The following is a 25,142-nucleotide window of genomic DNA, read 5'->3' on the forward strand; positions in this document are numbered from 1 at the left end:
GTTATGCCCCTCCGCGTCATCTTCATGGGCACGCCGGAATTTTCCGTGCCGACGCTGCGTGCGATCGCCGAAGCCGGTCACGACATCGCCGCCGTCTACACGCAGCCGCCGCGCGCCGCCGGCCGGCGCGGGCTGGAGCTGACGCCCTCGCCGGTTCAGCGCGAGGCGGAGCGGCTCGGCCTCGAGGTGCGAACGCCGGCATCGCTGAAGAGCGAGGCCGAGCAGCAGGCCTTTGCCGCCTTGCGGGCCGACGTCGCCGTGGTCGTCGCCTATGGCCTGCTCCTGGCGAAGCCCGTCCTGGAGGCCACCAGACTAGGCTGCCTCAACGGCCATGCCTCGCTTCTGCCGCGCTGGCGGGGTGCTGCCCCCATCCAGCGCGCCATCATGGCCGGCGATGCCGAGACCGGCATGATGGTGATGCGCATGGAGGAGGGTTTGGACACCGGTCCGGTGGCATTGGTTGAAAAATGCCCCATCGCACCCGATATGACCGCCGGTGAATTGCATGACAGGTTGATGGACATAGGCGCTTCGCTGATGGTGGAAGCGCTGACGCGGCTGGGGATAAATTGTCTGACATTTACCCGACAGGCGACGGCGGGGGTGACCTACGCCCGAAAGATCGATAAATCGGAGACACGCGTAGACTGGACGCGGCCTGCCGGCGAAGTCCACAATCACATCCGCGGCCTCTCGCCCTTTCCGGGCGCGTGGTGTGAGGTCGAAATTGGCGGCCGCATGGAGCGGCTGAAACTGCTTCGCTCGACGCTTTCCAACGGCGTCGGCGAGTCGGGAGGAATTCTCGATGACCGGCTGACGGTCGCCTGCGGGTCAGGCGCGGTCCGGCTGGTCGAAGTTCAACGGGCGGGCGGAAGGCCTGCCGCCGCGCAGGAGTTCCTGCGCGGGGCCAAGATCGAAAAAGGAATGAAACTCAAATGAGCATGATGTCGATACGCGCGGCGACGCCGCGGGATCGCGAGGCGATCCGCCTCGTCGAAGAGCATGCCTTCGGCCAGCGGACCGAAGCGGGTTTGGTCGATGCGCTGGTCGCCGGTGGCGACACCGTCGTCGAACTGGTCGCGGAAGAAGACGGCCAGGTCGTCGGCCACATCCTGTTTTCCAGGCTTTTCGTCCAGTCGGGCGGCAAGCGCTTCGCCGCCGTGGCGCTGGCGCCGCTGGCGGTCGAGCCGTCCTTTCACGGCACCGGCATCGGCGGCGCGCTGATCCGCGAGGCGCACATCCGCCTCAAGGAAGCCGGCGAGACGCTGGCCGTGGTGCTCGGCGATCCGGCCTATTACGGCCGCTTCGGCTACACCCACGCCCGCGCCGAGAAGTTCGAGAGCGAGTACCAGGGCGAGGCGCTGCAGGCGCTGGCCTGGGGCGACGCGCCCGAGACAGGCAAGCTGGTCTATGCTTCGGCGTTCACCGCGCTGGCCGCCTAGAGCATGATCCCGAAAAGTGGGAACCGGTTTTCGGGAAAGATCATGCTCGAACGAGAAGACAAGGCCTCGTTTCGATCGCAGGCAGTTGTCTGAGCATGCCGCGTTTTCGTCTCGACATCGAATATGACGGCAGCCAATTCGCCGGCTGGCAGCATCAGGCGGATCAGCCTTCCGTGCAGCAGGCGATCGAACAGGCGGTCGCGAAATTCTGCGGCGAAGAGGTAAGATTGCGTGCCGCCGGCCGCACCGACGCCGGCGTGCACGCCACCGCCCAGGTGGCGCATGTCGATCTAGCCAAAGCCTGGCCGGGCGACAAGGTGCGCGATGCCGTCAACGCCCATCTGCAGGCGGCCGGCGCGCGCATCGCCATCCTCAAGGCGGCGATCGTCGCCGACGATTTCGACGCGCGTTTTTCGGCCACCGGCCGCCATTATCTCTATCGCATCCTCAACCGCCGCGCGCCGTCGGCGCTGGAGAAGGGCAAGGTCTGGTGGGTGCCGAAGCGCCTCGACGCCGCGGCCATGCACGAGGCGGCGAAGCTGCTGCTCGGGCGGCACGATTTCACCACCTTCCGCTCCACCCAGTGCCAGGCCGAGAGCCCGGTGCGGACGCTTGACCGTCTCGATGTCAGCCGCGTAGGCGACATCATAGAGGTCAGAACCTCGGCGCGCTCCTTCCTGCATAACCAGGTGCGCTCGATGGTGGGCTCGCTCAGGCGCGTCGGCGACGGCTCCTGGAGCGCCGCCGACCTCAAGGCGGCGCTCGAAGCGCGGAACCGCGCTGCCTGTGGGCAAGTTGCCCCGCCCGATGGGTTGTTCCTCGTCGGTGTCGATTATCCCAAAACGGTCGACAATCTCGTCGTCACTAAGGACACCGACAGCTAGCCGGTCGTACCGTCCGGTATGTCGATGCCGAGCAGCGCCTGCAGTCCGAACAGCACCAGCAGCGACGCTACGAACATGCCGACGAACACGGCGGTGCCGGCCGCGGCGCCTTTGCCGATCGTCGTATTGGTCATACGCCAGGTCAGCACCATCGACAGCGCGAATAGGAGCAGCGAGACCAGACCGCTGATCTCGTTGGTCGACGGCAGGAACAGCCTCAGCAGCGCCGACGGCAGCATCAGCCAGGCGATGATGGCGGAGGCCCAGTTGGAGGCGACGACATAATGGACGAAGCGTCCGCCGATGCCGGCGCGCGGCGCGACCAGGGCAAGCGCCACCAGCGGCAGCACCCAGGAGCCGATGTCGACGGTTGCCAGCCGGATCAGCATGCTGAGCCGCCCGGCGAACGCGTTCGGGTCGCCGATCTCGTTGGCGATCCCGACCCAGCCGACGATCAGCGCCGGCGCCGCCACGACGATGGCGAAGAAGGAGTTCCAGAAACCGTCCGCCGAAAGGTCGAGCATACGAAGCCCGTCGGCGTTGCCGAGCATCAGCCGCCAGGCGCCGGCCAGCGAAGCAAAGGTTTCGTCCGTTGAGAGCATGGTCACGTCTGACCTTGTCCGAACCAGTCCTCGATAAAGCGCTCGTAGATACGCGTCAGCGTCTCGAGATCGGCGACCGCAACGCGCTCATCCACCATGTGCATGGTCTTGCCGACCAGCCCGAACTCGACCACCGGGCAATAGTCCTTGATGAAGCGTGCGTCCGACGTGCCGCCGGAAGTGGAGAGCGCCGGCGTCTTGCCGACCACGGCCGCAACCGATCCGCCCATCGTGTCGATCAGCTTCTCGTCGCGGGTAAGGAAGACATGGCTCGGCCGGTCGCGCCAGACAAGCTCGTAATCGACCGCGGTCTTCTTGCCCGGCCGGTATTTCTTGCGGCCCGCCGCCTGGTCGAGCCGGTTGTGGATCTCGGCCTGGATGGTCTCGGCATCCCAAGTGTCGTTGAAGCGGATGTTGAAGGTGGCGGTCGCCTTCGCCGGGATGACGTTGGTCGCCGGATTGCCGACATCGATCGACGTCACTTCCAGATTGGTCGGCTGGAAATCCTTGGTTCCCTTGTCGAACACCGGATGGAGCAGCGCGTCGACGAGGCTCATCAGCCCGCGCACCGGGTTGTCGGCAAGCTGCGGATAGGCGGCATGGCCCTGGCGGCCGTTGACGATGACGCTGCCGGAGAGCGAGCCGCGCCGGCCGATCTTGATCATGTCGCCGATCGCGTCCGGATTGGTCGGCTCGCCGACGATCGAGGCATCCCATTTCTCGCCCTTGGCGGCCGCCCAGACGAGCAGCTTCGTAGTGCCGTTGATGGCCGGCCCCTCCTCGTCGCCGGTGATCAGCAGCGAGACCGAGCCCTTCGGCCCGCCATTCTTCTCGACGTGGCGCGCCACCGCGGCGATGAAGCAGGCGATGCCGCCTTTCATGTCGACGGCGCCGCGGCCATACATCTCGCCATTGGCGATCTCGGCGCTGAAAGGCGGATGGGTCCAGGCTGCCTCGTCGCCGACCGGCACGACATCGGTATGGCCGGCAAACATCAGATGCGGGCCATTGCCGGAGCGGCGCGCATAGAGGTTCTCGATGTCCGGCGTGCCGTCCTCTGAGAACACCGGCCGTTCGACCGAGAAGCCGAGCGGCTTCAGCATGTCTTCCAGCGTTTGCAGCGCGCCGCCTTCGGCGGGCGTCACGGAAGGACAGCGGATCAGGGCGGCAAGGTTCCGGGCGGGATCGGTCGGCAATTTCATGGGCAAAGCGATAGTCGAAAGCAACGGGCCTGTCACGGTCGGACATGGTGGGCGATCACGCCGCCGACATTATGGTTTTCATGTCGTATAGTTGCGGCCAAGGCAGAGTGATTGCATGGCCGGGCAAGAAAAGACGATTGCGATTGCCGGCGCCGGCAGCATCGGCTGCTATGCCGGCGGCTGCCTGGCCCTCGCCGGGCGCAAGGTCGTCTTCCTGGGCCGCGGGCGCATCGTCGAAGCCATGCGCAAGGGCGGGCTGCGGGTCAGCGACCTCGACGGCCGCGACCGCCGCATCGCCGCGGACGCGCTTGTGGTCACCGACGATCCGGCAACTGCGCTGCGCGACGCAGATATTGTCCTTGTGGCGGTGAAGAGCGGCGCGACGCAGGAGATCGCGACTGAGATCGCCGCTCACGGGCGCCCGGACGCCGTTGTGATCAGCCTGCAGAACGGCGTCGACAATGCCGACCGGCTGCGCGCCGGGCTTCCCGGCCGGCGAGTGCTTGCCGGCATGGTGCTGTTCAACGTGGTTCAATCGCCGGATGGAGAGACACCGTTCCGGGTCCATCGCGCCAGCGAGGGCGAGGTGATGATCGAGGAGGGGGTCGACGGCCTCATCGACGCGCTCGATGTCGAGGGGCTTGCCGTCGAAGCCCGCGCCGACATGAAAGCGGTGCAGTGGAGCAAGCTGCTCTTCAACCTGAACAATGCGCTGGTGGCGCTTTGCGGCCTGCCGCTGGCCACGCAACTGGCCGACCGCCGATGGCGGCTGATCCTTGCCGGCCAGATCGACGAGGCGCTCGCCGCGATGAAGGCTGCAGGCATCAAGCCGGCGCGGATTGCCGCCCTGCCGCCGGCGCTCTTGCCGCTGGTGCTGAGGTTGCCGGACTGGCTGTTCAAGCTGCTGGCGCGGCGCATGCTTGCCATCGACCCCAACGCCCGCTCCTCGATGTGGGACGACCTCCAGCGCGGCCGGCCGACCGAGATCGGCGAATTGCAGGGCGCGATCCTGCGGCTCGCGGAAAAGACCGGCGCGCCGGTGCCTCTGACAAAGCGCGTCATCGCGCTGGTGCGTCAGGCGGAAGCGGCCGGGCGCGGTCCGCCCGGATTGACGCCCGACGAGGTCACTGGCGGTCCTCGATCAGCGTGATCTTCTGCCAGATCTTGCGCGACAGGTTCGAGCTCAAATTCTCGATGTCGTTGACGCCATGGATCACCACGTCGTCGTTGACCGACTGGGCGAACAGCGCCGCGATCTTGCCGGTGATCGACAGCATCTCCGAGCAATAGTCGAGATAGCGGGCAAGATCGGCGGCATTGGTCATGCGGGCGGGCGAGTGTGGCGTCGGCTTGAAGTCGGCCGACAACGCGGCCGGATCCTTCGTCAGCTGGTGCATATCTATGACATGGATCAGCGAGCGCAGCCCGTGCAGTTGCCGGAAGACCTTCTTGCGGTTTATCCGCTCCTCGGTGCGGATAGCGCCAGGAAGCCGAGCACCGCCAGGATGACCGTGTTGCGTCGCCTCGATGCCTTGCATCGACTGCACGGCATCGTCGGCACCCGAGATCCGGTCGAGCGGCAGGATGGTACCGACGAGCAGGAACATCGCCACTCCGGCAATGAAGGCCGCGACGATGACGCCGCGCAGCCACCAGATCGGCGCCTCCAGATCCTTGGCGGCTTTTGCCAGATCGCGCGACAGCGAGACCAGCTCGCCGGCGACGCCGCGCAGGCCGGCTTCCGGAAAACGCTCGGCGACCCGCTCTTCAAGCCGTTTGGCGGTCTCGATGATCAGCTGCGAATCGAGCATGCGGTAACGCATGGCCGCTTGGCGCTCAGCGGTCGGCCGGCGCGTTGGTGCGGCTGCCGTAGCGATTGGATCCCGGTTGTCCCGGAAACAGGCAGAGCACCAGGAAGGCGATGATCGACACGACGGGGACGAACAGCACCAGCGCCGCGATGCCGGGCTTGTCGAGGTCGTGCAGCCGCTTCACCGCCAGCACGATGTTCGACCATAGCGACGCGAGGAAGGTGAGGAAGAAGACGAACGACCACATGTTGCTCTCGGCCGAGCCTTCCGGCACCAGCGTGAAGCGGTAGAGCGGGAAAGCCTGGACGAGCGCCACCAGCAGTCCGCCGAGAAAATAGGCCGCGCGGCTGACGCGGCCCGAGGTTTTGAAGAAGAGCCAGATGAAGTCTGCTTTTTCAGGCAAGCGGGTCCGGTCCGTATTGATTGGCGCCTCTGGTGCCTTCGAGGATGCCGAGCTCGATCAGTAGCCAGATGCCGCCGATGATGGGGATAAGGCCGATCAGCGTCCACCAGCCCGACTTGTTACGGTCGTGCCAGCGTTTGGCATAGAGAGCAATCGCGAAATAGATCGATGCCAGCGCGACGAGGATGCCGACGACGCCGATCTGGGCGCCGCTGTCGGTGGTGAAACGTGTGCCCAGGATCGAATCGAGAATGAACGCAACGATGGCGACGACGATGAATATGCCGATGCCGGCCCAGAACTTGGCGCGGTTGATGCGGCCGTCGAAACTCGTCAGCAGATACTTCCAGTCCATGACGCCCCTCCGTTGAACCAGCGCGACCGAATGTCGCGCCGGCGGAAGGTGCGTCCGTTTGCGGAAAAGATCAATCGCGCAGCAATTCGTTGATCGAGGTCTTGGAGCGGGTCTTGGCGTCGACGCGCTTGACGATGACGGCGCAGTAGAGGCTGGGACCTGGCTCGTTGTTTGGGAACGGCTTGCCCGGCAGCGAGCCGGCGACCACCACCGAATTCGGCGGCACTTCGCCGTAGAAGACCTCGCCGGTGGCGCGGTCGACGATCTTGGTCGACTGGCCGATGAACACGCCCATGCCGAGCACCGAGCCTTCGCGCACGATGCAGCCCTCGACCACCTCGGAACGCGCGCCGATGAAGCAATTGTCCTCGATGATGGTCGGACCGGCCTGCATCGGCTCCAGCACGCCGCCGATGCCGACGCCGCCGGAAAGATGCACGTTCTTGCCGATCTGCGCGCAGGAGCCGACCGAGGCCCAGGTGTCGACCATCGTGCCTGTATCGACATAGGCGCCGACATTGACGAAGGACGGCATCAGCACCGCGCCGGGCGCCACATAGGCCGAGCGGCGCACGACCGAGGACGGCACGGCGCGGAAGCCGGCCTTCTCGAAATCGACGGCGCCCCAGCCGTCGAACTTCGACGGCACCTTGTCCCACCAGACCGCCTGGCCCGGACCGCCCTTGATGATCTCCATCGGGTTCAGCCGGAAGGAGAGCAGGACCGCCTTCTTCAGCCACTGGTTGACGTGCCACTTGCCGTCATCCTGCCGCTCGGCGACACGCGCCACGCCGCGGTCGAGCAGGTCGAGCGCCGACTGGATGGCGTCGCGCGTTTCGCCGCGGGTCGCGGTCGAAATCGTGTCGCGCTCCTCGAAGGCCTTTTCGATCGTCTTTTCGAGGCTCGCCAGATCGGGCTTCGACATGAAATTGCTCCATTACAAAGCTGTTAAGGGCTGCGCCTTAACCTGTTTTGAAATCGCGCGGACCCTATGTGAAGCCTTGATGAGGGTCAATCGCTGCTGCGTCACGGGACGGCGCAAGTAAGGGAATTGGAACGGTGGACTCAATGACACCCATGGAAAAGGCGGGCTGGACGCCGCTGCCGCATTCGGACGAGGATCTGGAGCGGTCGAAAAGCGTGCCGGACACGCCGCAGACGCGGGCTGAAACCTATCGCCTGGCCTGGAACGATCCCAACTTCATGACGCGGCGCGAATTGCGCCCGGTGCGCCTGCAACTCGAGCTGCTGAAGCCGGAGATGATCCTCGCCGAACGCGGCATCGATTCGACCGTCATCCTGTTCGGCGGCGCAAGGCTGCCGGAGCCGGGCGGCGTCGCCTGGGCGGCGAAGAACGAGACGCAGAAGACGAATCTCGAGCTGAACAGCAAATACTACGAAGAGGCGCGCATGTTCGCCCGCCTCTGCTCGCAGCAGTCGGCGACCTCCTACTACCGCGAATTCGTCGTCGTCACCGGCGGCGGTCCCGGCGTCATGGAGGCCGGGAACCGAGGCGCCGCCGATGTCGGCGCGCCGTCGATCGGCCTCAACATCGTGCTGCCGCACGAGCAGGCGCCGAACGCCTATGTGACGCCGGAGCTTTGCTTCAACTTCCATTATTTCGCGATCCGCAAGATGCACTTCGTCATGCGCGCCAAGGCGGTGGCCGTGTTTCCGGGCGGCTTCGGCACGATGGACGAATTCTTCGAGACGCTGACGCTGATCCAGACCGGGCGCATGGAGCGCGTGCCGGTGATCCTGTTCGGCAAGGCGTTCTGGGAAAGGGCGATCGATCTCGATTTCCTCGCCGAGCAGGGCACGATCTCGCCCGGCGACCAGGACATCATCGACTTCGTCGACACCGCCGACGAAGCCTGGGACATCATCCGTCGCTTCTACAGTCTGTGAGGCGGCGGACCATCCGCTATTGCAGTTCGGCCAGCCAGCCATTCGATTGCGCGAAGCGCACGATCGCCGCGCGGGAGTGGAGTTCCAGTTTGTCGGTTGCCCTGGTCCGGTAGGTTTCGATGGTTTTTATGCTGAGGTTCAGACGCGAGGATATCTCCTTGTTGCTGTAGCCGAGCGCAACCAGCTGGATCACCGACCGCTCCCGCTCGCTGAGATTCCCCGGGTCGCATTGTGTGCCATGGCGGGGGCTCAAGATGCGCGCGGCAAGCGCCGGGTCGACGTAGTTGTCGCCGGCCAGCACGCATCGGATGGCCTGCAGCAAATCCGTCGCGGTCGACCGTTTGAACACGAAACCGCGCGCATTGCGCCGAAGGGGCGGCTGCTCCTTCTGGCGTCGTGTCGGCAATCTGGAGTTGGTTCAGGCCGTGACCTCGACGATTGCCGACAGGAAGCCGGCGAGGTCGTCGGTGACGAAATCCACGTCGTCCTCATTCGCCGGATCGCGCTCCCAGATCTCCGAGAAAGTCGGCTCGAAATTGCGCGGCACAACCAGCACCGTCGTCATGCCGAGCGATTTCGGCACCGAGAGGTTGCGCGCCAGATCCTCGAACATCACCGCGTTGTGGCCGGTGACGGAATGCAACTCGGCGAACCGTTCATAGGTCTGGCGCGCCGGCTTGGGGTTGAGACCCGCCGCGACGATGTCGAAGATGTCGTCGAAATGGTCCAATATGCCGAGCTGGCGTGCCGTGCGCTCGGCATGCTTGCGGTCGCCATTGGTGAAAATGAACTTGCGGCCCGGCAATTGCCGGATCGCGGCGCCCAGCACCGGATCGGGCACCAGCCAGGAATAGTCGATGTCATGCACCTTCTCGAGGAAGTCGTCGGGGTCGATGCCGTGGCGCGTCATCAGCCCGTTCAGCGTCGTGCCATACTCCAGGTAGAGCTCTTTCTGCAGCTTGCGCGCCTCCTCGCGCGGGAGCGTCAGCAGCTCGCCGACATAGGCTGTCATCTTCACGTCGATCTGCGCGAACAGATTCGAATGATGCGGATAGAGCGTGTTGTCGAGGTCGAACACCCAATCCGTGACATGGGCAAAACGGGCGGGGTCGGGTGTCGTTGTCATGGCTTCCTTATGGCATGGGGGCGCAGACTTTATCCACAACTTCTGCGCGTCGCCTGTGGTGAAAATGGCCTCTCGCTTCAAATTTTAACCGTCCCGGAAAGGTCGCCTTCAGCGCTTGCTGGCACAGAGGCAGTCCCCTTGGGAGTCAGCGATGAGTCGCATAATTTTGAAGTCCGCAGCCGTAGCGTTCGCTTCGGTCGCCGTCTCGCTTTTGTTGACCCTGGTTGTGGTCCCGGCCATGGGCTTTGCGATCAGCCGCAGCGTTTGGCTGGCGTCCACGGTTTGCCCTTTGATGCTTGCCTGGGTCGCCAGCGCGGGCACCTTCTGGCAAAGCGACCGCCTGAAGAACGCGCATCGCGAGCTTGCCCGCGCGCACGCGCAGCTCGCCGCCGCCCACAGGCGCCTGTCGGAGAAGGCAAGCCGCGACGACATGACCGGCATGCTCAACCGCGAGACCTTCTTCGCCGCGCTCGACGGTTCGCGTCGCAAGGCCGATCGCGGCGCGCTGCTGATCATCGACGCCGATCACTTCAAGACCATCAATGACAATTACGGTCACCTGACCGGCGACGATGCGCTGCTTCTGATCGCCAGCGCCATCGAGCGCGGCGTGCGCAGCGGCGATGTGCTCGGCCGCATCGGCGGAGAGGAATTCGCCGCCTTCCTGGTCGGCGCCACCGAGCCGGAGGCGAGGCGTGTCGCCGAGCGCATCCGCCGCGAGGTCGAGCTGATCCGCTTCCGTCCGGTCGACGAGCGGACCGTGCCGTTGACCGTCTCGATCGGCGGCATCACCTGCGGCGAGAGCGCCACCGTGTCGGAGCTGATGCGCGCCGCCGACCGCAGGCTCTATGAGGCCAAGCATCGTGGCCGCAACCTGTCCATTCTCGACCGCGACATTTCGGAAGCCGCCTGAGGCCTTGGGTGGGCGTTAGCAAATTCCTAACCCTTTCCAAATTCAACCGCGGCGATTGCGCGGTTGAAACGGGGTTTTCATCTAGACTTGGCACGGAATTCGCCTCTTCGGCGGCATCTCGTGCCGTCCGGGAACGGCATGCGGATCGAGCCCCATCGAAAGACGTGTCATGAGCTATTTCATGAAAAGGATGTCGCGCCGCGCGATCGTTCAGGCGCTGATCGCGCTGTCCGCGCTGCCGCTGTTCCGCAACCGGCCCGCCGTCACCAACCCGAACGAGATCGCCCCAAACGCGATCGATCCTGACGAGATCGTCGAGATCAACGGGTGGATCCTGAGGCGGAGCGACCTCGCATGATCTTCAGCAGCTACGCGGCTTACAGGCAGGCGAGCTTCAAGCCCAAGGTCTGCATTCTCGGCTCCGGCCCCGCCGGCACCACGATTGCCAGGAAACTGGGCGCCGCCGGCATCCCGGTGGTCGTCCTGGAGGCAGGCTCGCGCGAATTCAGCGACGAGTCGCAGGATTTTTATCGCGGCAACACGGTCGGCGATTTCTATTTCGATCTCGACATCACCAGGCTGCGCTTCATGGGCGGCTCGTCCAACCATTGGGCCGGCTGGTGCCGTGTGCTCGACAAGCACGACTTCGAGCCCAAGGCCTGGGCGCCGGACACCGGCTGGCCGATCAGCCGCGCCCTATCTGGGCGAAGTCCACGACATCCTCGAACTGCCCGATTTCCGGCCGGATGTGCCGATTTCGGACGACATACGCTGGGTCCAGCTGATCAAGAGCCCGGCCGTGCGCTTCGGCGAGAAGTTCGCCGCCGAGCTCGACCGGAGCAAGAATATCGCGGTCGTGCTCAATACCTATGCGACCGAGCTTGCCGGCGACGGCAGGCGCGTCACCGGCGCCAGATTGTGGTCGAACGGACAGGACGCCGGCGCCTTCACGACCGATTACTTCATCACCTGCACCGGCGGGCTGGAGAACTCGAGGCTGCTTCTGTGGTCGAACCAGCGCTCGAACGGCAGCGTCGTGCCGAACGCCGCCGCGCTTGGCCGCTACTGGATGGAGCACCCGACCTTCCAGGGCGGCAACGCCATCCTCGCCAACTACGGCGAGTTCGAGGTGGACGCCTCGAAGGAAGCCTTCTTCTCGCCGACGCTCGCCGCGATGGAGCGGCTGCGGATCCTGAATTTCGGCATCCGCCTGATCGAGTCGCCTTATCCCCATGTCAAGCGGCTGATCGCCGACCTCGCCTGCACGGCTCCCGATATGGCGGAGTGGATGTCCTTCCAGCTTGACCAGCGCCTGCGTTGCGCAGCGCAGCTCTACGTCGCCTGGGAACAGGCGCCGCTCGCCTCGAACCAGATCGAGCTGTCGAAGAGCGATGTCGACCACGCCGGCGTGCCGCGCATCGAACTGCACTGGAAGAAGTCGCCGCTCGAGCGCCGCACGCTGCTTGAAGGACTGAGGCTCTTCGGCACCACATTGGCGCAGAAGAATGTCGGCCGCGTCCGCATCGACGACTGGATAAGCAATGGCGGCGATTACCCGACGAACGATGAGACGGCCGGCCACCACCATATGGGCGGCACCCGCATGGGCACCGATGTCCTGAAGAGCGTCGTCGACGCCAACTGCAAGGTGCATGGCATGGACAACCTCTATGTCGGCGGCTCTTCGGTGTTCTGCACCTCCGGGCAATGCAACCCGACGACCACCATCACCGCGCTCGCCTGCCGGCTGGGCGATCACCTGAGCAAGGTGATCACGGTTTGAACTCCAAAAAGCAGGCGGCGTCGGCGCCTGGAATGGCGCCGGCGCCGCCCCGGCGCGCCTTTCGGGGAATCGGACCTACAGCCCGTAAACGGCGACGCGCACCAGCACGGCGGCGGCGGCAAGCGCCACCAGCAGAATGCCGAGGCCGATGGGCGAGCCCCAGCCATACCATTCCATCGCCAGCTTGGCGTATTTGTACTCCTCCTCATTCGAGAGCGGGCTGCGCTGTTGAATCAAGCTCATTGTTCACTCCTTGTCGGCGACTTTGCCCTTGCCTTGCAAAGGCTGACGTCACATATTGATACCACAGTCTGAATATTCGACAAATTGATAGTTAGATTATCGAAATGAATTCGTCAAGAATGAATCGAGCTGAAATGACAAAGGCCGTCAGCCTCGCCATCATGCGCTGGCAGGATGCGACGCAGGCCTATGACGAGGCCGTGGGGGCGCGGCTCGGGCTGATCGCGGCCGAGCGTCATTGCCTGGCCCTTCTCTATGGCGGACCACAGTCTGCGGGGGCGGTGGCGACGGCAACCGGATTGACCCCGGCGGCCGTCACGGCATTGATCGACCGGCTGGAGGCGCGCGGGCTGGTCACCCGAACCCGCAGCCTGGAAGACAGGCGCAAGGTGGTGATCGAGGCAACAGGGCTGACCAGGGAATTGTCGGAGCGCTACTACGGCCCCATCGCGCGGGAAGGTGAAAAATTGGTCGCGAGCTTCAGCGATGCCGAGCTGGCGGCCGTGCTGCGCTTCATCAACGCCGCGCTCGATTTGCAGAACAAGCAGCTTGCAAGGTTGAAGGCCGAGCCGGCTTGATGCCGGCTAGTGCCGACAGATGCCGGACCGGCGAAGAAACGCCGGCGGCTTGTTTTCCGAAAGGACACAGAACGGTCCAGCCGCCGTGTCGGCAACTGGACCGCTCTGAAGGCCGGCTGGGCGAAAGCCGGCTTTGGCTAAACCGTGGCCGGATCGAGCGCCGGCTGGCCCTTGAACCGCGCGATGATGCCGGCAAGGTCGCCGCCGGCGAATGCATCGCGCAGAGCGTCGAAGGACGGCAGCACGAAATAGGCGCGCTGGAACTTGTCGATCTCATAGCCGGTGCGCATCACCGTCTCGAGGTCGAACGGCACATGGTGCGCGTCCTTGCTTTCGACCGCGAACTGCAGCTCGGTGAAGGACGACATCAGCCCGGCGCCGAAGGCCTTCAGCGGCTGGCCTGGTTCCTGGATGAGGCCGTATTCGGCGCTGTACCAGTAGAGCCGGGTAATCATCTCGTCGCCGCCGAGCGCGATCATGTCCTCTGACTTCTCGCCATACATCTGCATGAAATCGGCGAACACGGGCTGCGTCAGGATCGGCACATGGCCGAAGAAGTCATGGAACATGTCCGGCTCGACGATATAGTCGAGCTCCTGCCTGGTCCGCAGCCAGTTGGTGACCGGGAAGCGGCGATTGGCCAGATGCTCGAAGAACGGGCCGGCAGGGATCAGGCCGGGCACCGCCACGATCTTCCAGCCGGTCAGCTTGCTCAGTTTCTCGCCGACCGCGTCGAAATCCGGAATCCTGTCGAGCAGGCCAAGCGCCGCGACGCCGTCGAGATATGAGCGGTGCGCGAGCTTCTGGGTCAGTTTCGTCTGGCGGTCGCAGAGCGTGCGCCACACCGCCTGTTCCTCGGCCGAATAATTGTACCCTTGAGCCACAGTAAAGTCGGCGCGGCAAACCGAATAGTTGCCGCGAAGGCCTTGCGCCGCGCATTCGCGGGCATAGTCGGCAACGCTGATGGTCATGGCTGTTCCTCCTCAAAATCATGATCCGTCGATCTTGAGCCGATTGTATCGGCAGATGGCGGGGCAAATCAGCTTTGTTGGTGGCTTGATCGCTGGTTTTGAGATAAAGATCGCTCAAGGTGGCGGGGTAAGGAGCGGAAATGCCTCAACTTGACGATTTCGAAATAAGGATGCTCGACATCCTGCAGCGCGACGGCCGCAAGCCCGTATCGGAAATCGCGCAGGAGATCGGCCTTTCGACCACGCCCTGCGCGCGTCGCTTCGAGGCGCTGCAAGACGCCGGCTTCATCAAGGGCTTTGCCGCCGTGCTCAGCCGCCGCGCGCTCGGCCTCACGGTCGAGGTGTTCATCCAGGTCCGCCTGGTGAGCCACAGCGACGGCTCTCCGGAAAGCTTCATCGCCGCCGTGCAGCGCATGGATGAGGTTTCGTCCTGCTGGACGATGACCGGCGACCACGATTTCCTGCTGCATGTCATGGTGCCGTCGGTGGACGACCTCAACGCCTTCGTCATGCACCGGCTGATGCGGCTCCCGGGCGTCCGCGACGTCCACACCCAGCTCGTGCTGCAGAACATCAAGGGGCCAGGCCACGTGCCGCTCAGCCATCTGCGGCGTTAGATGGTGCCCGAAACCGGGTTTCTGCGAAAACGACCCGACAAAATGTCCGGCGTAAATTCAAATCCGAACGATTTCCCCGGTATTAACTGAAATTAAGGTTATGCAAACCTTAAGAAAAGACATGCCTGGTGATTTTCGCTAGCATTGACGTTACGTTCGTCTTCTTGCGAGCCGGAAGAAAGTATGACCGCGCATTATTCGGTAGCTCCAGATTGTTGCATGGAATCCTGGACGGTCGCCAGGCCGGCTCGGCCGCACAATCCGTTTACCGCCGGTTAGCAACATTAGTGTCTTATAATGGATCAGGCTTGCCTTCGTCCTTGCGTGAGGACTTGACGGACTTCGCTTGCTCGAACCGTTCATGCGGAGGACGATCGCACAGGAGCGTTGCATGCAACTGACGGAGGATGTGGCACAGAGGGTTACCGAAGCGATTTCACGCCCGCCGTGGAAATCCGCCGATCCCACGCTTTTTGCGATGTTGTTGCACAAAAACGCGGATCAGAATCGCAAGGTCGTGCGCTGGGGCATAGCGGCGGCCGTGCTGAGCTACATTTGCTACGGTGCCTTCGACTGGTTTCTTTTCCCGGACCTTGCGGACCGTCTGATCCTGACGCGCCTGACGTTGGGACTAACCTTCCTGGTGCTTGTCGAACTCGTTGCTCGACGCGGTTTTGCCGTCACCACTCTGCACTATGTTGCCGCACTGGCGATCGTGGCGGGCGCAATCGGCTGGCTGCTGTCGGCGCTCGGGACGACGCATCAGGAGGCGCTGTCCCATTTCATGATCTTCGGCACGGTGTTCATTCTCGGCGCCAATCTTTTCTTCAATTTCCGGCTATGGCTCTCGGCGCTGTCGTCGGCGACCGTGACGGTCGCCTTCGTAAGCGCAACGCTGTTCGTCCTTCAAGCCGACTTTGCTACCCGCCTGGTGCTTGCAACCTATTTCGCGAATTGCCTTGTTTTGTCGCTTTATCTCTCATGGCGCCTGAGCATGGAGCGCTACCAGACCTTCCTGCATGCGCTTCAGGCGCAGATCCAGGAGCAGGTTGCCTTCGAGAACGGTCAAAAGCTCATCGAGATCGCTGACACGGATCCGCTTACCGGACTTAAGAACCGCAGGGCGATCACGCGGGAATTCGCGGAGTTGTGCAGGGAATGGGCCACGGACAATGACGAGATAGGCGTCATTCTCATGGACGTGGACTACTTCAAGCGGTTCAACGACCGGCTCGGCCATCAGGCCGGCGACGACTGCCTGATCGAGCTCGCCCGCGCCTTCGACGAAACGGCGGCTTCCAACCATGCCATCGCAGGGCGCTACGGCGGCGAGGAATTCGTTGTGCTCTGCAAGGTCGCCGGACGTGATCATCTGCGCGAGGTGACGCATCAATTCTGCCGGGCCGTCGAGAATTTGAAAATCTCCCATCCCGACCGGGACGACAAGCTCAACATCGTCACCATCAGCGCCGGCGCCTCGTTGACGCGCGCCGACCAAAGCGTAGAGCTTCGGATCCTGCTGCAGGAGGCCGACCGCGCGCTCTATGCGTCGAAATTCTCGGGGCGCGCCACCTCCACCATCTATGATGCGCAAGCCATCGACCAAAAGCGCGCCAGCCAGAATCTTTCAGAACTGCTCAAGCATGCCGTTGCGGAACGACTCGTCTCCGTCGTCTATCAACCGATCTGCGATGCGACATCCGGCCAGGTGCTTGGTCACGAGTCGCTGATGCGGCTGCGCGACTTCGACGGCAGCGCGATCAGCCCGTCCGTGTTCATACCCGTCGCCGAGCAGACCGGCGGCATCGAGGAGCTCGGGATGTGGCTCATCGATCGGGCCTGCGGCGACATGGTCGAGCACGGATTGGGGGCGGTCGTGTCCGCGAATGTGTCGGTGGTCCAGCTCAAGGCGCCGAATTTCCCGCTGCACATCGCCGAGATCCTTGGCCGGCACGGTATGGCGCCTCAGAAACTGGCGCTCGAAGTCACCGAAGGCAGCGATATTTTCCTGGAGGCGCAGGCCGCCAGAAATATCGAGCAGCTACGAAACCTGGGCGTTCAAATCTGGCTGGATGATTTCGGAACCGGGTTTGCTGGCCTTGCGTGGCTCCGCCGGTTCAAGTTCGACGTCGTCAAGATCGACCGAAGTTTCTTGCACGACTGCCAGACGATTCGCGGCCTGAGCCTGTTGCAGGACATGGTCAGGCTTCTGCGCAACCTGGGCCATACGGTCCTGGTCGAGGGTGTCGAGACGAAAGAGCAGCAGAATTTGCTGCAGCACATGGGCATTCAGTCGGTCCAGGGTTTCCTCACCGGGCGCCCGGTTCCGATCGACGAGATCAAGCAGGCCAGGCGGGAACTCGTCGCTTAGAATTCCAGGAAAGTGTGAACAGTTTTTCCGTTCGGAATCGCGTCAAACAAAGAGATGGAGCGCGTCAAGGCTCCAATAAAAAAGCCGGGCCGTGAACGGCCCGGCATGAAAGCAGCTCCACTGTCCCCTATGCCGTCGCTGCGAAATCTCAACGCCTGCGGATCTTGCCGTAAACGATGTTCCTGTTCGACCCATAGAAGACCTCGGCATCGACGTGGTTCTTGTCGACCGCGGCATTGATGATGTCCCACATGTCGCTGGCCGAGCGCAGGATGAGCGGCCAGTCCATGAAGGTCTCCATGTAGCCGTCGGTCGTGATCTCGTCGCTGAAATTGGCGAAGAGGAATTCGCCGTCCGGCTTGACCAGCTCCATGGCTCGCTGAAGCAGGCGCGCGCCGACAGGGAGCGGCAGGTAGTCGTACAGGCCTGACGCATAGACGAGGTCGAACGTGCCAAGCGGGTAGGCGCGCCGCAAAAGGCCGCGCACGGATCCGTCCACGGCTTCCACCACCGTGCCGGCGAGGTCGCGGTTGACCGTGCCGACGCTCATCGGGTCCTGGTCGAGGCCGACCCAGCGCTTAAGTCTTTTCTCGGCCAGCGCCTTTGAGAGCTCGGCTTCCCGCAAATGGCCGCAGGCGATTGCCAGCACCTCCGCGTTCTCTGCCCGCGCAGCCGTTTCGTCGACCGTTCTGGCCAATATCTCGCGACGCTCGCGCCCCGCCACCGAACTTGCCGCCTCGCTCGTATAGGCAAAGATCTCGCGGCCAAGCTCGCTCGATGATGCCACGATCTCGTTGGCGCTCGGGTGCTTGTAGTAGATGTCCAGCAGCGTCGCGTCGCCCGAATAGCCGCGCGGCTTCTCGAAGGACCAGCGCGTGAACGGATCCTGTTTCAGATATGCCGCCACGCGATGCTGCTGAGCAATCGGGATTAGCTCCTGCCAGAGAGCTGGGGCGGCATCGCGGCGCAATTCGTGCAATCGACCCGCCAGGCGTTCGACTATTTGCCCTGCGGGCTCCTGGCGCGCGAAAGCCTGGTGGGCGAGGTCCAGCACAAGCGCCAGCTGGCCCGCTCGCGCCTTGAGCTCGACGGCGTCGACCGTCTCGCCGGACGCCGCCTTATGCTTCTTGATCAACGTCGATGTGATGAGGCTTGCTTCATCAATTTTCAGGTCAGGATTGAGCGCCATCTGGCAATTCCTTGTGGTCCCCCGGCGGCGATTATAAATACTTAGAGTTTTAATAAAAGTTTAGGACAGGCTGTATTAGAGATCGCTAAATAGATGATTATCCGGAGGTTTGAACCGCCGGGAGCGACGACCGCGCGACGTCGAGGGCGGCTCGTCAAATCTGCGGCAAAGCTGCGCCGAAACTGCTGAACCGCGCCAAGGCAGCCGCGACATTCGCGGCTAGGACCAGCGGACCGACACGGGAGGTCCGCCATGAACATCGTGCTGGTCAACCCGCCGCATACGGCCATCGGCAGCCGCGTGCCGGACGACCATCTGCCGCCTTTGGGTCTATTGGCGATCGGCGGTCCGCTGCTGGATACCAGCCATCGGGTGCGGCTGGTCGACGCGGAGTTCGGACCGATGCCGCTTTCCGTGCTCGTTGACGGCGCCTTGAGCGGCGATCCGGATTTCGTCCTCATCGGCCATTCAGGCTCGACCTCGGCGCACCCGACCGCGCTGCGGATCGCTGAGACGATCAAAGCCCGCGCGCCTGGCGTCATCATCGTCTATGGCGGCGTCTTCCCGACCTATCACTGGCGCGACGTGCTCGCCGCAACGGACGTCTTCGACTTCATCGTGCGCGGCGAGGGCGAGGCGACCGCGGCGGCGCTGGTCGAGGCGCTGGAAATGCGCCGGCCGGTGGCAAGCGTCGCCGGCATCGCCTATCGCGACGATCTCGGCCGCCCCTTCGCCACGCCGCCGGCCACGACGATCGCCGATCTCGACGCCTGTCGCGTCGGCTGGGAGCTGATCGACCATGGCCGCTACAGCTATTGGGGCGGCAAGCGCGCCGTGGTCATGCAGTTCTCGCGCGGCTGCCCGCATCTGTGCAACTATTGCGGCCAGCGCGGCTTCTGGACTCGCTGGCGGCATCGCGATCCGGTCAAATTCGCCAAAGAAATCGCCTGGCTGCACCGCGAGCACGGCGTCGAGCTGATCAACCTCGCGGACGAGAACCCGACCTCATCGAAGAAGGCCTGGCGCGCCTTCCTCGATGCCATGATCGCGGAGGATGTGCCGGTGCTGATCGTCGGCTCGACGCGCGCCGACGACATCGTGCGTGACGCCGATATCCTCAATCTCTACCGCAAGGCCGGCGTCATCCGCTGGCTGCTCGGCATGGAGAACACCGACGAAGAGACGCTGTCGTTGATCCGCAAGGGCGGCAGCACTAAGTCCGACCGCGAAGCGATCCGGCTGCTTCGCCGGCATGGCATCCTGTCGATGGCCACCTGGGTCGCCGGCTTCGAGGATGAAGGCTTTCGCGATCTCTGGCGCGGCTTCCGTCAGCTCATCGCCTATGACCCAGACCAGATCCAGGCGCTCTATGTCACGCCGCACCGCTGGACGCCGTTCTTCCGCATCGCGAGCAATCGCAAGGTGATCCAGAAGGATATCCGCCTCTGGGATTACAAGCACCAGGTCCTGCATATGACCAGGCTGAAGCCCTGGATGCTGTTCTTCGCCGTCAAGCTGATCGAGCTTGCCGTGCAGTCGCGGCCGAAGGCGCTGGCGCGCGTCCTCTTCCACCCCGACCCCGAGCAGCGCCATTCGATGCGCTGGTATACGAAAATGGGCCGCCGTGTCTGGTTCCGCGAGGTCTGGGGTTTTCTGGTCCGCGACCGCCGCCTGACGGACGGTACGACGCTCGCCGAATTCTGGGGCGCGCCGCAGGACGAGGAGGAAGAATCGATGATCTTTCAGCGCCCGGCGCGCAAGCCGGCCAGGCCCATCGTTGAAGACGCGCGCGTGTCGGATGAAAGAAGATTAGCCGGCTGATTATGGCAGTTCACCGCTTCATGGAAACGGTGAACTTGCCCTATCTCATTGTTCTGACGCAATTCCGGACGGAAAACCGTGTCACACTTTTCCTGGAATTGCTCTTGTTACGGCACGATCAGCGTGCCGGCGCCGTGCTCGGTGAAGAGCTCGAGCAGCACCGAATGCGGCGTCTTGCCATTGAGGATGACGACGCCTTCCACACCGCGCTCGATCGCCTCGATGCAGGTCTCGACCTTCGGGATCATGCCGCCCGATATCGTGCCGTCCTTGATCAGCGCCTTGGCTTCGGGGACCGTCAATTCGTCGATCAGCTTCTTGTTCTTGTCGAGCACGCCGGGCACGTCGGTGAGGAAGAGCAGGCGCGAGGCACGGCAGGCGCTAGCGATGGCGCCGGCAAACGTGTCGGCGTTGATGTTGTAGGTGTGGCCGTCGCGGCCAGGCGCTACCGGCGCCAGCACCGGGATCATCTCCGAGCGCGCCAGAAGGTCGAGCAGCGTGCGGTCGACCTCGACCGGCTCGCCGACGAAGCCGAGATCGAGCACCCGCTCGATGTTGGAATCCGGATCGATCATGGTCTTGCGCGCCTTTTCGGCGAACACCATGTTGCCGTCCTTGCCGCACAGGCCGATCGCCCATTCCCCCTCGGCGTTGATCAGCGCCACGATCTCCTTGTTGATCGAGCCGGCCAACACCATCTCGACGATCTCGACCGTCTTCTGGTCGGTGACGCGCAAGCCGCCCTCGAATTTGGATTCGATGCCCATATTGGAGAGCATGGCGCCGATCTGCGGCCCGCCGCCATGCACGACGATCGGGTTGACCCCCGATTGCTTCAAAAGCGCTATGTCCCGGGCGAAGGCCTTGCCGAGCTCGTTGTCGCCCATGGCATGGCCGCCATACTTCACCACCACGGTCTTGTTCTCGTAGCGCTGCATGTAGGGCAGGGCTCTCGAAAGCAGCGCGGCCTGCATTTCGGCGGTGGCGGCGATGTCCGTCATCGTGCGTTTCCCAAAGTGGCAAGGATGCGCGGCGTCTTAGCGGGAATTGCCGCAGGCCGCAAACGGCTTTGCGGTCACAATTGTGAAATCGTGCTCCGTCTTTTAAGCCGGCACCTTGAGCGGCGCGCGCCGCTTCAGCCATCCGGAAAGCTTCTCCATCTGCGCGGCAAGCGACAGCAGCGTCTCCTCGTCGCCGGGCCGCCCCGCGGCCTGGATGCCGAGCGGCAGGCCGCCCGCCGTGACATGCACCGGCAGCGCGATCGAGGGCTGGCCGCTGACATTGTGGATCGCTGGCCAATGGGTGAACCACAGGCTCTTGTCCATCAGCTGGCCGAACAGCGGCTTGATCCTGAGCAGCCCGGTGAGGCGCAATTTGTCGAGCATGTTTTCGATGAGTTCGTCTCCGCCCTTCGGGTCCATCGCGCCGCAGGCGAGCGGCGGGTGGGCAATGATCGGCATCAGCACGGCATCGAAGCGCGCGGTCTCTTCAATCATCCGTCGCGCGGTGGCGTTAAGCCGCTGCACCGCGTCATAGACTTCGCCGGCGGACAGCATTTCGCCGAGGCGGCCGAGCACGCGCGTGGCCCGCTCGACCTCGCCGGTGACGGGGCGGCCGACGCGCAGCGCCTCGGCCCGCATCATGCCTGCGACCGCCGAGGCGACGCTCTTGCAGAAGTCGGCCATGAAGTCGCGGCCGATATAGGGCAGGTCGATCTCTTCCACCGTGTGCCCGCCCTCGCGCGCCAGCGCCACCGCCGTGTCCAGTGCGGCAAGCGTCTCGGCCGAGATCGGCAGGCCGAGCGGCGACTTGCGATAGACGGCGAGGCTGAGCTTGCCGGGATCGCGCGCCGCGGCAACCGCGAAGGAGCCCTTCGGCGCTCGCGCCGCATAAGGCGACAGCGGATCGGCGCCATGGGTCAGGTCGAGCAGCAGCGCCGTGTCGCGCACCGAGCGGCTGACGGCGTGGTCGACGACCATGCCGTACCAGCTTTCGCTTACCAGCGGCGTCAACGGCACGCGGCCGCGCGAGGTTTTCAGCCCGACCAGCCCGCTGCAGGCCGAAGGCACCCGGATCGAGCCGCCGCCGTCGGAAGCGTGCGCTGCCGGCACCACGCCCGCCGCGACCAGCGCCGCCGAGCCGCCCGACGAGCCGCCGGTGGTGTGGCCGGTATTCCAGGGGTTGCGGGTGACGCCGAAGCGCGCCGATTCCGTCATCAGCCGCAGCCCATGCTCGGGCGAGGTGCTGGTGGCGATCGGGATCAAGCCGGCAGCCAGATACCGTTCGACCATCACTGAGTTGAAATCGGCGGTGAAGGCCGGAATGCGGCTGCCGCCATGGATCGGCACGCCCTTGATGCCGAGGCCGAGGTCCTTCAGCGCGAAGGGCACGCCGGCAAGCGGCAGCTTGCGGTCGACCGCTTTCGCCCGCGCCCTGGCGTCGTCATAGAGCGGCGTGGCTATGGCGTTGATGTCGGGCCTTGTCGCCTCGGCGCGCGCGATCGCTGCGTCGACCAGCTCCTGCGGCGAGATTTCCCCCTTGTGGACGAGCGCGGCAAGTCCAGTTGCGTCCTGTTCCCAAAGCACGCGCTCGATCGACATAGCCGCCCCCTCTTTGAAGGAAGGCTAGCCTATGACCTGGCAAATCGAAATCGATATTTGCTTCGCTGATCTTCGACGCGGAAGGTAAATCGCACGCGTGAGCGGCCGGCTGACGCCGCGGCAGCCTTTGGTGGACAATACCGCCGGCGCCGTTGCAAATAAATCGCAATCTTCTAATTTGCCCGCATGGGGCCTCAGGACATCAGCAAGCTGATTGTCCGGACTTCGATGAAGGACCGGGCTGCGTTCGATCTGCTCTACAAGCAGACCAGCGGGAAACTTTTCGGCGTCTGCCTTCGTGTATTGAGGGACAGGGGGGAGGCGGAAGAGGCGCTGCAGGAGGTCTTCGTCAAGATCTGGACGAAGGCGGACCGCTTCGCGGTTTCCGATCTGAGTCCCATTTCCTGGCTGGTGGCCATTGCGCGCAACCATTCGATCGATCGCATCCGGGCCCGGCGCGGCCCTTCTGCCAACATCGATGCGGCTCTCGACGTCGCCGACCCGACGCCGGGACCGGAGGCCATGGCTGTCGCGGGCGGCGAGACCGAACGCATCCACCATTGTCTCGACGAACTGGAGAAAGACCGGGCGGCGGCCGTCCGGGGCGCCTATCTCAACGGCGAAAGCTATGCCGAGCTGGCGGAGCGCCACAAGGTTCCGCTGAACACGATGCGGACCTGGCTGCGGCGAAGCCTGCTCAAACTTAGAGAATGTCTGGAAAGATGACGCTGGCGGAAGACAACGGACCGGAACGCGGAGGCGACGACCTGCTCGCCGCCGAATATGTTCTCGGCGTTCTGGCAGCCGACGAGCGCCAGATCGCGTCCCGCCGCATCGACACCGAGACGGCTTTTGCCCGCCTGGTCGATGCCTGGGAGGTCAACTTTGCGTCGATGGCGGCCGCCTATGCCACGGTCGAGCCGCCGGCCTCGGTAAAGACGGCGATCGACCGGCGGCTCTTTGCCTCTTCAGCTCCCACGTCCGCCGCGCCCAGCGCCGGCTTCTGGTCGAACCTTGCCTTCTGGCGTGGCCTTGCGGCCGCCGCGATTGCCGCTTTGGCGGTCTATGTCGCCCTGCCCTTCGTCAATCCGCCGGTCTCGCGGCCCGAGACCAGGCTGGTCGCCTCGCTCGCCGCCGACAACAGCAACGTCAAATACCTCGCCGTCTATGACGCGGCCCGCCACGAGGTCGACCTGTCGCTCGTTTCCGGCGAGCGCGGCACCGGCAAGGACTTCGAGCTGTGGATGATCGAGGGCAAGAATGCGCCGGTCTCGATGGGCGTCATCCCCGCCGGCCAGACCGCGCGCATGGCCGTCACGGCGGCCGTCCAGCACAAGCTGGCGCAGGGCGCCGTGCTTGCCGTCAGTCTCGAGCCGACCGGCGGTTCGCCGACCGGCCAGCCGACCGGCCCGGTCGTCGCCGCGGGTGACCTGAAGGGCATCTGATATTTTTCAAAGGTTAGTTAAAGTCTATCTGCCGATCGACTGCAGCCGCAATGCGCTTAAGCACGGTATATCAGGCTTCATAGCGGCGAAAAAAAACTTCGAGGTTCGCGAAACTAAGTTTTTTCGTGGTCCGTATTTCCTCGCGTTCCCAAGAACGGGAAAAACAAACCCGAGGAGACTGACACTATGCGTAAGCTCGCCACCCTTTTGCTCGCCTCTACGATCGGCCTTTCGGCGCTCGGCGCCGTTGCCTATGCCGCCAATCCGATGGTCGGCGGCGCGCCGATGTATGCCAAGAAGAACATCATCGAGAATGCCGTCAATTCGAAGGACCACACCACGCTGGTCGCCGCCGTCAAGGCCGCCGGCCTTGTCGACACCCTCCAAGGCGCCGGTCCGTTCACCGTCTTCGCGCCGACCAACGAGGCGTTTGCTGCGCTGCCTGCCGGCACGGTCGAAACGCTGCTCAAGCCCGAGAACAAGGACAAGCTGACCAAGATCCTCACATGCCACGTCATCGCCGCCAAGGCGCTGGCCGCCGACGTCGCCAAGATGGCCAAGGCCGATGGCGGCGCGCATGAGGTCAAGACCGTCGGCGGCTGCGCGCTGACGCTGAAGTCCGCAAAGGGCAAGGTCACCGTGACCGACGAGAACGGCAACGTCGCCCATGTCACTATAGCCGACGTCCGTCAGTCGAACGGCGTCATCCACGTCATCGACAAGGTTCTCTTGCCGAAGATGTAACAAAGCCCAGGCGGCCGACGAAGATAAGACTGTCCCCGCCGGCCGCAGGTCTTTCTCCCATGATCAGCGCTGCCGGCAAGCGCGCTCCGCATCGCCAGGGCTTGGGTCGATGCGGAGCAGCGCTACAACGAGCG

The 25,142-nt window shown here is 64.0% G+C and carries 28 protein-coding genes and 1 pseudogene; 16 read left to right on the forward strand and 13 right to left on the reverse strand.

Annotated elements, in window-relative coordinates:
• The first annotated feature begins 3 nt into the window (after positions 1 to 3).
• The 3 genes from fmt (at position 4) to truA (ending at position 2,326) form a co-directional block, all read left to right on the forward strand.
• Positions 4 to 939 carry a methionyl-tRNA formyltransferase gene (gene fmt, locus EH240_RS21225; protein ID WP_125002264.1) on the forward strand — a complete coding sequence of 312 codons (936 nt, stop codon included), beginning with the start codon at positions 4 to 6 and terminating at the stop codon, positions 937 to 939.
• Positions 936 to 1,442, forward strand: coding sequence for a GNAT family N-acetyltransferase (locus EH240_RS21230; protein WP_125002266.1), 507 nt, complete (start codon positions 936 to 938; stop codon positions 1,440 to 1,442). Before fmt ends, EH240_RS21230 begins: the two co-directional genes overlap by 4 nt.
• A 95-nt stretch (positions 1,443 to 1,537) precedes the next feature.
• Positions 1,538 to 2,326, forward strand: coding sequence for a tRNA pseudouridine(38-40) synthase TruA (gene truA / locus EH240_RS21235; RefSeq protein ID WP_125002268.1), 789 nt, complete (start codon positions 1,538 to 1,540; stop codon positions 2,324 to 2,326).
• Here truA and EH240_RS21240 read toward each other — a convergent pair.
• A complete protein-coding gene (locus tag EH240_RS21240; protein ID WP_125002382.1) occupies positions 2,323 to 2,928 on the reverse strand; it encodes a transporter in 606 nt (201 codons plus the stop codon). The genes truA and EH240_RS21240 overlap by 4 nt on opposite strands.
• Before the next feature lie 2 nt (positions 2,929 to 2,930).
• Positions 2,931 to 4,130 carry a succinyl-diaminopimelate desuccinylase gene (gene dapE / locus EH240_RS21245; RefSeq protein WP_125002270.1) on the reverse strand — a complete coding sequence of 400 codons (1,200 nt, stop codon included), beginning with the start codon at positions 4,128 to 4,130 and terminating at the stop codon, positions 2,931 to 2,933.
• 115 nt (positions 4,131 to 4,245) lie between these two features.
• Here dapE and EH240_RS21250 point away from each other — a divergent pair, with 115 nt between their 5' ends.
• The gene (locus EH240_RS21250; RefSeq protein ID WP_125002272.1) at positions 4,246 to 5,280 is read left to right on the forward strand and encodes a 2-dehydropantoate 2-reductase; all 1,035 of its coding nucleotides are present in this window, start codon (positions 4,246 to 4,248) and stop codon (positions 5,278 to 5,280) included.
• On the opposite strand, the gene EH240_RS21255 is transcribed toward EH240_RS21250, so the two are convergent.
• From EH240_RS21255 to dapD, 4 genes are all read right to left on the reverse strand, one after another.
• Positions 5,255 to 5,941, reverse strand: a complete 687-nt coding sequence (locus EH240_RS21255) for a hypothetical protein (RefSeq protein ID WP_245436247.1) — start codon at positions 5,939 to 5,941, stop codon at positions 5,255 to 5,257. The two genes, EH240_RS21250 and EH240_RS21255, sit on opposite strands and share 26 nt — an antisense overlap.
• A 25-nt stretch (positions 5,942 to 5,966) precedes the next feature.
• Positions 5,967 to 6,344 (reverse strand): DUF805 domain-containing protein, encoded by a 378-nt coding sequence (locus tag EH240_RS21260; protein WP_167484095.1) that lies wholly within the window; start codon positions 6,342 to 6,344, stop codon positions 5,967 to 5,969.
• Positions 6,337 to 6,699 carry a DUF805 domain-containing protein gene (locus EH240_RS21265; RefSeq protein ID WP_125002276.1) on the reverse strand — a complete coding sequence of 121 codons (363 nt, stop codon included), beginning with the start codon at positions 6,697 to 6,699 and terminating at the stop codon, positions 6,337 to 6,339. The genes EH240_RS21260 and EH240_RS21265 overlap by 8 nt, the downstream gene beginning before the upstream one ends.
• Before the next feature lie 70 nt (positions 6,700 to 6,769).
• On the reverse strand, positions 6,770 to 7,624 hold the full coding sequence (gene dapD / locus EH240_RS21270; protein WP_125002278.1) for a 2,3,4,5-tetrahydropyridine-2,6-dicarboxylate N-succinyltransferase: 855 nt from the start codon (positions 7,622 to 7,624) through the stop codon (positions 6,770 to 6,772).
• A gap of 143 nt (positions 7,625 to 7,767) precedes the next feature.
• Here dapD and EH240_RS21275 point away from each other — a divergent pair, with 143 nt between their 5' ends.
• Positions 7,768 to 8,607 carry an LOG family protein gene (locus EH240_RS21275; RefSeq protein ID WP_125002279.1) on the forward strand — a complete coding sequence of 280 codons (840 nt, stop codon included), beginning with the start codon at positions 7,768 to 7,770 and terminating at the stop codon, positions 8,605 to 8,607.
• 16 nt (positions 8,608 to 8,623) lie between these two features.
• Here the strand turns inward: EH240_RS21275 and EH240_RS21280 are convergent, their stop codons facing one another.
• Positions 8,624 to 9,013 carry a LuxR C-terminal-related transcriptional regulator gene (locus EH240_RS21280; protein WP_125002281.1) on the reverse strand — a complete coding sequence of 130 codons (390 nt, stop codon included), beginning with the start codon at positions 9,011 to 9,013 and terminating at the stop codon, positions 8,624 to 8,626.
• A 12-nt stretch (positions 9,014 to 9,025) separates the two neighbouring features.
• Positions 9,026 to 9,733, reverse strand: coding sequence for a pyrimidine 5'-nucleotidase (locus tag EH240_RS21285; protein ID WP_125002283.1), 708 nt, complete (start codon positions 9,731 to 9,733; stop codon positions 9,026 to 9,028).
• A 151-nt stretch (positions 9,734 to 9,884) separates the two neighbouring features.
• Between EH240_RS21285 and EH240_RS21290 the strand changes: the two genes are divergently transcribed.
• The 3 genes and pseudogenes from EH240_RS21290 to EH240_RS21300 all read left to right on the forward strand — a co-directional run bounded on the left by EH240_RS21290 (position 9,885) and on the right by EH240_RS21300 (position 12,429).
• Positions 9,885 to 10,646 carry a GGDEF domain-containing protein gene (locus EH240_RS21290; protein WP_125002285.1) on the forward strand — a complete coding sequence of 254 codons (762 nt, stop codon included), beginning with the start codon at positions 9,885 to 9,887 and terminating at the stop codon, positions 10,644 to 10,646.
• Between the two features lie 181 nt (positions 10,647 to 10,827).
• Positions 10,828 to 11,004, forward strand: a complete 177-nt coding sequence (locus EH240_RS21295) for a hypothetical protein (protein ID WP_342634100.1) — start codon at positions 10,828 to 10,830, stop codon at positions 11,002 to 11,004.
• A pseudogene (locus EH240_RS21300) lies at positions 11,001 to 12,429 on the forward strand (GMC oxidoreductase). Before EH240_RS21295 ends, EH240_RS21300 begins: the two are co-directional and overlap by 4 nt.
• Before the next feature lie 75 nt (positions 12,430 to 12,504).
• On the opposite strand, the gene EH240_RS38065 reads toward EH240_RS21300, so the two are convergent.
• A complete protein-coding gene (locus EH240_RS38065) occupies positions 12,505 to 12,672 on the reverse strand; it encodes a hypothetical protein (protein WP_167484096.1) in 168 nt (55 codons plus the stop codon).
• Positions 12,673 to 12,806: 134 nt separating this feature from the next.
• Between EH240_RS38065 and EH240_RS21305 the strand changes: the two genes are divergently transcribed.
• The gene (locus tag EH240_RS21305; protein ID WP_245436251.1) at positions 12,807 to 13,250 is read left to right on the forward strand and encodes a MarR family winged helix-turn-helix transcriptional regulator; all 444 of its coding nucleotides are present in this window, start codon (positions 12,807 to 12,809) and stop codon (positions 13,248 to 13,250) included.
• A gap of 137 nt (positions 13,251 to 13,387) precedes the next feature.
• On the opposite strand, the gene phhA is transcribed toward EH240_RS21305, so the two are convergent.
• On the reverse strand, positions 13,388 to 14,221 hold the full coding sequence (gene phhA / locus EH240_RS21310) for a phenylalanine 4-monooxygenase (RefSeq protein WP_125002291.1): 834 nt from the start codon (positions 14,219 to 14,221) through the stop codon (positions 13,388 to 13,390).
• Between phhA and EH240_RS38070 the strand changes: the two genes are divergently transcribed.
• The 3 genes from EH240_RS38070 (at position 14,214) to EH240_RS21320 (ending at position 17,209) form a co-directional block, all read left to right on the forward strand.
• Positions 14,214 to 14,375, forward strand: coding sequence for a hypothetical protein (locus tag EH240_RS38070; protein ID WP_167484097.1), 162 nt, complete (start codon positions 14,214 to 14,216; stop codon positions 14,373 to 14,375). The two genes, phhA and EH240_RS38070, sit on opposite strands and share 8 nt — an antisense overlap.
• Entirely contained in the window at positions 14,362 to 14,838 is a 477-nt protein-coding gene (locus EH240_RS21315; protein WP_125002293.1) for an Lrp/AsnC family transcriptional regulator, read from the forward strand. The genes EH240_RS38070 and EH240_RS21315 overlap by 14 nt, the downstream gene beginning before the upstream one ends.
• A 391-nt stretch (positions 14,839 to 15,229) precedes the next feature.
• Entirely contained in the window at positions 15,230 to 17,209 is a 1,980-nt protein-coding gene (locus EH240_RS21320) for a putative bifunctional diguanylate cyclase/phosphodiesterase (protein ID WP_125002295.1), read from the forward strand.
• 148 nt (positions 17,210 to 17,357) lie between these two features.
• On the opposite strand, the gene EH240_RS21325 is transcribed toward EH240_RS21320, so the two are convergent.
• The gene (locus EH240_RS21325) at positions 17,358 to 18,398 is read right to left on the reverse strand and encodes a class I SAM-dependent methyltransferase (protein WP_125002297.1); all 1,041 of its coding nucleotides are present in this window, start codon (positions 18,396 to 18,398) and stop codon (positions 17,358 to 17,360) included.
• A 252-nt stretch (positions 18,399 to 18,650) separates the two neighbouring features.
• Between EH240_RS21325 and bchE the strand changes: the two genes are divergently transcribed.
• Entirely contained in the window at positions 18,651 to 20,219 is a 1,569-nt protein-coding gene (gene bchE / locus EH240_RS21330; protein ID WP_125002299.1) for a magnesium-protoporphyrin IX monomethyl ester anaerobic oxidative cyclase, read from the forward strand.
• 107 nt (positions 20,220 to 20,326) lie between these two features.
• On the opposite strand, the gene argB is transcribed toward bchE, so the two are convergent.
• Positions 20,327 to 21,220, reverse strand: coding sequence for an acetylglutamate kinase (gene argB, locus EH240_RS21335; protein WP_125002301.1), 894 nt, complete (start codon positions 21,218 to 21,220; stop codon positions 20,327 to 20,329).
• A gap of 102 nt (positions 21,221 to 21,322) precedes the next feature.
• Positions 21,323 to 22,819 (reverse strand): amidase, encoded by a 1,497-nt coding sequence (locus EH240_RS21340; protein ID WP_125002303.1) that lies wholly within the window; start codon positions 22,817 to 22,819, stop codon positions 21,323 to 21,325.
• A 186-nt stretch (positions 22,820 to 23,005) separates the two neighbouring features.
• Between EH240_RS21340 and EH240_RS21345 the strand changes: the two genes are divergently transcribed.
• The 3 genes from EH240_RS21345 (at position 23,006) to EH240_RS21355 (ending at position 25,008) form a co-directional block, all read left to right on the forward strand.
• Complete coding sequence (locus tag EH240_RS21345) at positions 23,006 to 23,545, forward strand: sigma-70 family RNA polymerase sigma factor (RefSeq protein ID WP_125002305.1); 540 nt, start codon at positions 23,006 to 23,008, stop codon at positions 23,543 to 23,545.
• The gene (locus EH240_RS21350) at positions 23,542 to 24,264 is read left to right on the forward strand and encodes an anti-sigma factor (protein WP_125002307.1); all 723 of its coding nucleotides are present in this window, start codon (positions 23,542 to 23,544) and stop codon (positions 24,262 to 24,264) included. Before EH240_RS21345 ends, EH240_RS21350 begins: the two co-directional genes overlap by 4 nt.
• Before the next feature lie 186 nt (positions 24,265 to 24,450).
• Complete coding sequence (locus EH240_RS21355) at positions 24,451 to 25,008, forward strand: fasciclin domain-containing protein (RefSeq protein ID WP_125002309.1); 558 nt, start codon at positions 24,451 to 24,453, stop codon at positions 25,006 to 25,008.
• Positions 25,009 to 25,142 lie beyond the last annotated feature (134 nt).

The organism is Mesorhizobium tamadayense (assembly GCF_003863365.1).
GTDB classification, from domain to species: Bacteria; Pseudomonadota; Alphaproteobacteria; order Rhizobiales; family Rhizobiaceae; genus Mesorhizobium; species Mesorhizobium tamadayense.

Bases quoted from the DNA above. Each gene is read 5' to 3' on its own strand.
- fmt (WP_125002264.1), top strand. From the start codon at position 4: ATGCCCCTCCGCGTCATCTTCATGGGCACGCCGGAATTTTCCGTGCCG.
- EH240_RS21230 (WP_125002266.1), top strand. From the start codon at position 936: ATGAGCATGATGTCGATACGCGCGGCGACGCCGCGGGATCGCGAGGCG.
- truA (WP_125002268.1), top strand. From the start codon at position 1,538: ATGCCGCGTTTTCGTCTCGACATCGAATATGACGGCAGCCAATTCGCC.
- EH240_RS21240 (WP_125002382.1), bottom strand. From the start codon at position 2,928: ATGCTCTCAACGGACGAAACCTTTGCTTCGCTGGCCGGCGCCTGGCGG.
- dapE (WP_125002270.1), bottom strand. From the start codon at position 4,130: ATGAAATTGCCGACCGATCCCGCCCGGAACCTTGCCGCCCTGATCCGC.
- EH240_RS21250 (WP_125002272.1), top strand. From the start codon at position 4,246: ATGGCCGGGCAAGAAAAGACGATTGCGATTGCCGGCGCCGGCAGCATC.
- EH240_RS21255 (WP_245436247.1), bottom strand. From the start codon at position 5,941: ATGCTCGATTCGCAGCTGATCATCGAGACCGCCAAACGGCTTGAAGAG.
- EH240_RS21265 (WP_125002276.1), bottom strand. From the start codon at position 6,699: ATGGACTGGAAGTATCTGCTGACGAGTTTCGACGGCCGCATCAACCGC.
- dapD (WP_125002278.1), bottom strand. From the start codon at position 7,624: ATGTCGAAGCCCGATCTGGCGAGCCTCGAAAAGACGATCGAAAAGGCC.
- EH240_RS21275 (WP_125002279.1), top strand. From the start codon at position 7,768: ATGACACCCATGGAAAAGGCGGGCTGGACGCCGCTGCCGCATTCGGAC.
- EH240_RS21285 (WP_125002283.1), bottom strand. From the start codon at position 9,733: ATGACAACGACACCCGACCCCGCCCGTTTTGCCCATGTCACGGATTGG.
- EH240_RS21290 (WP_125002285.1), top strand. From the start codon at position 9,885: ATGAGTCGCATAATTTTGAAGTCCGCAGCCGTAGCGTTCGCTTCGGTC.
- EH240_RS21295 (WP_342634100.1), top strand. From the start codon at position 10,828: ATGAAAAGGATGTCGCGCCGCGCGATCGTTCAGGCGCTGATCGCGCTG.
- EH240_RS38065 (WP_167484096.1), bottom strand. From the start codon at position 12,672: ATGAGCTTGATTCAACAGCGCAGCCCGCTCTCGAATGAGGAGGAGTAC.
- EH240_RS21305 (WP_245436251.1), top strand. From the start codon at position 12,807: ATGACAAAGGCCGTCAGCCTCGCCATCATGCGCTGGCAGGATGCGACG.
- EH240_RS38070 (WP_167484097.1), top strand. From the start codon at position 14,214: ATGGTCATGGCTGTTCCTCCTCAAAATCATGATCCGTCGATCTTGAGC.
- phhA (WP_125002291.1), bottom strand. From the start codon at position 14,221: ATGACCATCAGCGTTGCCGACTATGCCCGCGAATGCGCGGCGCAAGGC.
- EH240_RS21315 (WP_125002293.1), top strand. From the start codon at position 14,362: ATGCCTCAACTTGACGATTTCGAAATAAGGATGCTCGACATCCTGCAG.
- EH240_RS21320 (WP_125002295.1), top strand. From the start codon at position 15,230: ATGCAACTGACGGAGGATGTGGCACAGAGGGTTACCGAAGCGATTTCA.
- EH240_RS21325 (WP_125002297.1), bottom strand. From the start codon at position 18,398: ATGGCGCTCAATCCTGACCTGAAAATTGATGAAGCAAGCCTCATCACA.
- bchE (WP_125002299.1), top strand. From the start codon at position 18,651: ATGAACATCGTGCTGGTCAACCCGCCGCATACGGCCATCGGCAGCCGC.
- argB (WP_125002301.1), bottom strand. From the start codon at position 21,220: ATGACGGACATCGCCGCCACCGCCGAAATGCAGGCCGCGCTGCTTTCG.
- EH240_RS21340 (WP_125002303.1), bottom strand. From the start codon at position 22,819: ATGTCGATCGAGCGCGTGCTTTGGGAACAGGACGCAACTGGACTTGCC.
- EH240_RS21345 (WP_125002305.1), top strand. From the start codon at position 23,006: ATGGGGCCTCAGGACATCAGCAAGCTGATTGTCCGGACTTCGATGAAG.
- EH240_RS21350 (WP_125002307.1), top strand. From the start codon at position 23,542: ATGACGCTGGCGGAAGACAACGGACCGGAACGCGGAGGCGACGACCTG.
- EH240_RS21355 (WP_125002309.1), top strand. From the start codon at position 24,451: ATGCGTAAGCTCGCCACCCTTTTGCTCGCCTCTACGATCGGCCTTTCG.